Annotated in this window: 4 protein-coding genes; 2 read left to right on the top strand and 2 right to left on the bottom strand. The window is 74.0% G+C overall.

Annotated elements, in window-relative coordinates:
• A partial coding sequence (locus AB0J52_RS29395) for a serine/threonine-protein kinase (protein WP_500185792.1) occupies window positions 1–1,274 on the bottom strand: 1,274 nt, incomplete at its 3' end.
• Window positions 1,275–1,399: 125 nt separating this feature from the next.
• Between AB0J52_RS29395 and AB0J52_RS29390 the strand changes: the two genes are divergently transcribed.
• On the top strand, window positions 1,400–1,951 hold the full coding sequence (locus AB0J52_RS29390) for an RNA polymerase sigma factor (RefSeq protein ID WP_500185790.1): 552 nt from the start codon (window positions 1,400–1,402) through the stop codon (window positions 1,949–1,951).
• 100 nt (window positions 1,952–2,051) lie between these two features.
• Complete coding sequence (locus AB0J52_RS29385; protein ID WP_500185788.1) at window positions 2,052–3,083, top strand: sulfotransferase family protein; 1,032 nt, start codon at window positions 2,052–2,054, stop codon at window positions 3,081–3,083.
• A gap of 52 nt (window positions 3,084–3,135) precedes the next feature.
• Here AB0J52_RS29385 and AB0J52_RS29380 read toward each other — a convergent pair.
• On the bottom strand, window positions 3,136–4,367 hold a 1,232-nt coding region (locus AB0J52_RS29380; protein ID WP_500185787.1), incomplete at its 5' end, for an alpha,alpha-trehalose-phosphate synthase (UDP-forming).

Genomic DNA, 4,367 nt, shown 5'->3' with positions numbered 1-4,367 from the left:
CCGGGGTCGTACGGCTGCCCGCCGGGCCCCGGACTCTGCCTCGGCCCGGGCTCGTAGTGCTGGCCGCTCGCCGGGAGCACCGACGTCCTGCCGTCGTTGCCGGCCGGGGGCGCCGGCTCGCCGAACCGCCCGCCTGGCCGGTCGAGAATGGTCGCCTCGCCGCTGTCGCGCGGCGCCGCCGGATGGCCCTGCCCGCCGGACGAGGCGCGCGGCCCGCCGGGCGAACCGGGCGGCAGCCGCATCTCCGTCGTCCGGTCGTCGTCGGGCCCGGCGTCCGGCGGAAGGGTCTCCGAGCCGGGCGGACGGTCCCCGTAGGGGTGATGGGGAGAGTGGTCGCGCACGGTCGCCTCCGGTGCCTCGTCCTGGACACCGGGGTATGACGCGTCGGGAGGGGTCTCGGGTTCGCCGGAAATGTCCGCGTGCTGCGGAGACGGCACGTCCACCATCGTGTCCGGCGCCTCCGCCGGACCGCGGCCGACGTGCCCGACGACCGTGGCGGGAGCTGGCCCGTCCGACCCGGCCGGGGACCCGTCGGGCGACTCCGCCAGGGCCTTCGCGCGCAGCTCGGCCAGCGCCTCGGCGAACGCCTCGGCCGTCGGCCAGCGCTTCTCGCGCTCGACCTCCAGGGCGCGCAGCACCACCTCGTCGGTGCCGGACGGCAGGCCGTCGCGCAGCTCACTCGGGGGGACGCGGATCGGCGGCTGGCCCGGCGGCCGTCCGGTCAGCATGTGGAAGGTGAGCGCGCCGAGCCCGTACACGTCGGCGCGCACGTCCAGGCCGCCGCCGAAGCGGGCCTGCTCGGGCGACATGTAGCCGGGCGTCCCGACCGGGAGGGTGAACGCCCCGGACGCGTGCGCCAGCGCCTTGGCCAGCCCGAGGTCGGCGATGAGGACCTTCTCGCCGCCGTCCGGCGTGGACTGGAACAGCACGTTCGACGGCTTGAGGTCGCGGTGGATCACACCGAGCGTGTTGATGACCTCCACGCCGTACGCGGTGGCCTCGGCGAGGCCGAGCGCCTCGGCGACCGGAAGCGGCCGTTGTCTCATCCGGTCCGCCAGCGTCCCGCGGTCGGCGTACGACATCACGAAGTAGGGGCGGCCGTCCGGGAGCTCGCCGATGTCGTGCACGCGGACCAGCCGCTGCGAGTCGGCGCGGCGCAGGATGCGCGCTTCCTCCAGGAACCGGTTGCGCACGTCGAGGTCGTCGAGCAGGCTGCCGTTCAGGACTTTGATCGCGACCATCGAGTCGAGGGCGTCGTCGTGCCCGAGCCACACTGAGGCGAACGCCCCGGACCCGAGAGCGCGATCGATTCGGTAACGGCCGACAGCAGAGGGGAAGGACACTCCCGTATCATGCCCAACAAACGGGGTGTGTGTGCGAGCGAGGTCGAGGCACGGCGATGGCATTCGATGAGAGAACAGAGGAGCTGGCGCTGAAGGCCGCCCGCGGGGACGCGGGCGCGCTGGACGAGCTGCTCCGGAAGATCGAGCCGGACGTGCTGCGGCACGCGTCCCGCTTCCTGCCCAACCGGCAGGACGCCGAGGAGGCGTGCCAGGACGCGTTGCTGCAGGTCGCGCGCAACATCCACCGGTTCGAGGGGCGGTCCCGCTTCTCCACCTGGCTGCACGTGGTGGTGGCGAACTCCGCGCGCTCGACCTACCGGTCGCTCAAGCGGCGCTCGGTGGAGCAGGCGGGCGAGCTGCCCCAGCAGCGCCCCGACCCGCGCCGCACCAGCGTCATCGCCGGTTCCCGGGTCGACATCCTCGACGCCATGGAGGACCTGGAGTCCCGCAAGCCCGACCTGGTGCAGGCCCTGGTGCTGCGCGACGTCTCCCAGCTGGAGTACGCCGAGATCGCCGCGCAGCTCAAGCTGCCGCTGGGCACGGTGAAGTCCCGCATCCACGAGGCGCGCAAGCAGGTCCGGCAGACGCTCGGCGAGTCCTACACCTGACCCGCCGCCGGAAGGGGCGCTCCCAAGGGTCGGCAACGGGTGCGCCAAGCGGGAGCGAATCCGCCCTGGTCAGCGCGGCCCGTGAGCCAGCATGCGGTGCATGGTCACCGGTCCTGCCCCGTCCGCCCGCCCGGTCTTCGTGTTCGGCTGCCCGCGCTCCGGGACGACGCTGCTCCAGCTGATGCTGCACTCGCACCCGCGCCTCGCGATCCCCGCCGAGACCCGGTTCGTGCTGCCGGCCTACACCGGAAGGTGCGACTTCGGTGACCTGGCGGACAGGGAGAACAGGCGGCGGCTCGCGGAGTGGATCACCACCCGGCGCGAGACGAAGTTCGCCGACCTCGGGCTGGACGCGTCGGCGGTCACCGAGGAGATCATGGACGGTCCGCCCACGGTCGGCTCCGCCCTGGGCACCGTGTTCCGCGCGTACGCGCGCCGGTTCGGCCGGGAGCGGTGGGGCGACAAGCGGCCCAGCTACTCCAAGCACGTCCCGGCGCTGCTGCGGATGTTCCCGGACGCGCAGTTCGTCCACCTCGTCCGGGACGGCCGCGACTGCGTGGCGTCGCTGCGCGAGATGCCCTGGTACAAGCTCGACCTGAACCACGCGATCGCGGCGTGGCGCGAGGCGGTCGACATCGGCCGCCGCACCGCCGGCCGGCTCGGCCCGGACGCCTACCACGAGCTGCGGTACGAGGACCTCGTCGCCGATCCGGCGGGCGAGCTCGGCAGGCTCTGCGTCTTCCTCGGCGAGGAGTTCGACCCGGCGATGACCGAGCCGCGGCACATCGCGGAGCTGACCGTCCCGCCGCAGAAGAAGTGGCACGACCGGACGCGCTCGGCCGTCTCGTCCGGACGCGTCGGCTCGTGGCGGGACCGGCTGGAACCGTGGGAGACCGGGCTCGCGGAGGCCGCGTTCGGCGACCGGCTCACCGCCTGCGGCTACGAGCCGAGCGGCATGCCGCGGCCGAGCGCCGCGATGCTGGCGAAGTTCGCCGCGACCGCCGCGCACCGCCGCATGGCGCACCGCAAGGCCGACGTGCGCGAACGCTGGCGGCGCCTGCACGAGCCCAACCCCGTCACCTGCCTCCTCGACGCCGAGGAGGCCACCTCGAGCGAGGCCCCGGCCGTCTAGTCGGGCGCGGAGTCGCCCCGCGCGGACTGGCCGGGCCCGACGAGCCGCCGGGTCAGTCGAGCGCGTCGAGCTGGTCGGCGAACCAGCGGGCGGGCGGGAGCGCGGTCGCCGTGGCGGCGAGGCGGCCGCAGCGCCCGGCGCGCTCTCCGGACGGCATCAGCAGCGCGTGGTGCAGCGCCTCGGCGGTCTGGGACACGTCGTACGGGTTCACCATGAGCGCGTCGCGCGCGAGCTCGGCGGCGGCTCCCGCCTCCCGGGACAGCACCAGCGCGCAGCCGTCCGCCGAGAGGACCGGACCCTCCTTGGCGACCAGGTTCATACCGTCCCGGATGGGGTTCACCAGCAGGACGTCCGCCAGCGTGTAGGCGGCGAGCGAGCGCGGATAGTCGTCGTTGACCTGCACGATCAGCGGGTCCCAGCCGGGCGTCGCGAACTCCTCGGAGATCGCCCCCGCCGTCTCGTGGACGGCCTCGGTGTACGCCCGGTACTCGGCGAGGTCCGTCCGCGACGGGTACGCGAACGCCAGGTGGACGACCCGACCGTGCCATTCGGGATGCGACGCGAGCAGTTCGCGGTAGGCGGCCAGGCCGCGCACGATGTTCTTCGACAGCTCCGTCCGGTCCACCCGGACGATCAGCTTGCGGCCGCCCACCTGCGCGCGGAGGGCCTGCCTGCGTTCGGCGACGTCCGGCTGCGCGGCTCGCGCGCGCAGGGACTCGCCGTCCACGCCGAGCCCGTGCACGCCGATACGGGTCGTCCGCCCCGCGTAGGTGACCGAGTTCCCGTCCACGCGCGCGCCGGGGAGGAGCTGGGCGCAACAGGCGAGGAACGCGTCGGCCCAGCGCCGGGTGAGGAACCCGGCGTGGTCCGCGCCGAGGATGCCGCCCAGGACGGCGATCACCAGGTCGTCGGGCAGCATGCGGAAGTACTCCGGCGGGGCCCACGGCGTGTGCGAGAAGTGCGCCACGCGCAGGTCCGGACGCCGTTCGCGGAGCATCCGCGGCGCGAGCGACAGGTGGTAGTCCTGCACGACCGTCTTCGCGCCCGGCTCGGCCGACTGGGCCACCGCGTCGGCGAACGCCGCGTTGTAGGCCTCGTAGGACTGCCAGTCGCGCCGGAACCGCGCGTCGAAGTGCGGCGCGCGGGGCGTCTCGTACAGCAGGTGGTGGACGAACCAGAGCGTCGAGTTCGCGACCGAGTTGTAGGCGCGCTGGAAGGTCGGGGCGGGGATGTCGAGCATCCGCACCGCCGCGCCGCCGGTGTCGTGCCCGGCCCGGTCGAGCC

The organism is Spirillospora sp. NPDC049652 (assembly GCF_040675125.1).
Classification (GTDB): Bacteria; Actinomycetota; Actinomycetes; order Streptosporangiales; family Streptosporangiaceae; genus Spirillospora.
This window is presented reverse-complemented; position numbering and strand designations above follow the sequence as displayed.

Excerpts from the sequence above, each read along its gene's own strand:
- AB0J52_RS29390 (WP_500185790.1), top strand. The coding sequence starts at position 1,400 with ATGGCATTCGATGAGAGAACAGAGGAGCTGGCGCTGAAGGCCGCCCGC.
- AB0J52_RS29385 (WP_500185788.1), top strand. The coding sequence starts at position 2,052 with ATGGTCACCGGTCCTGCCCCGTCCGCCCGCCCGGTCTTCGTGTTCGGC.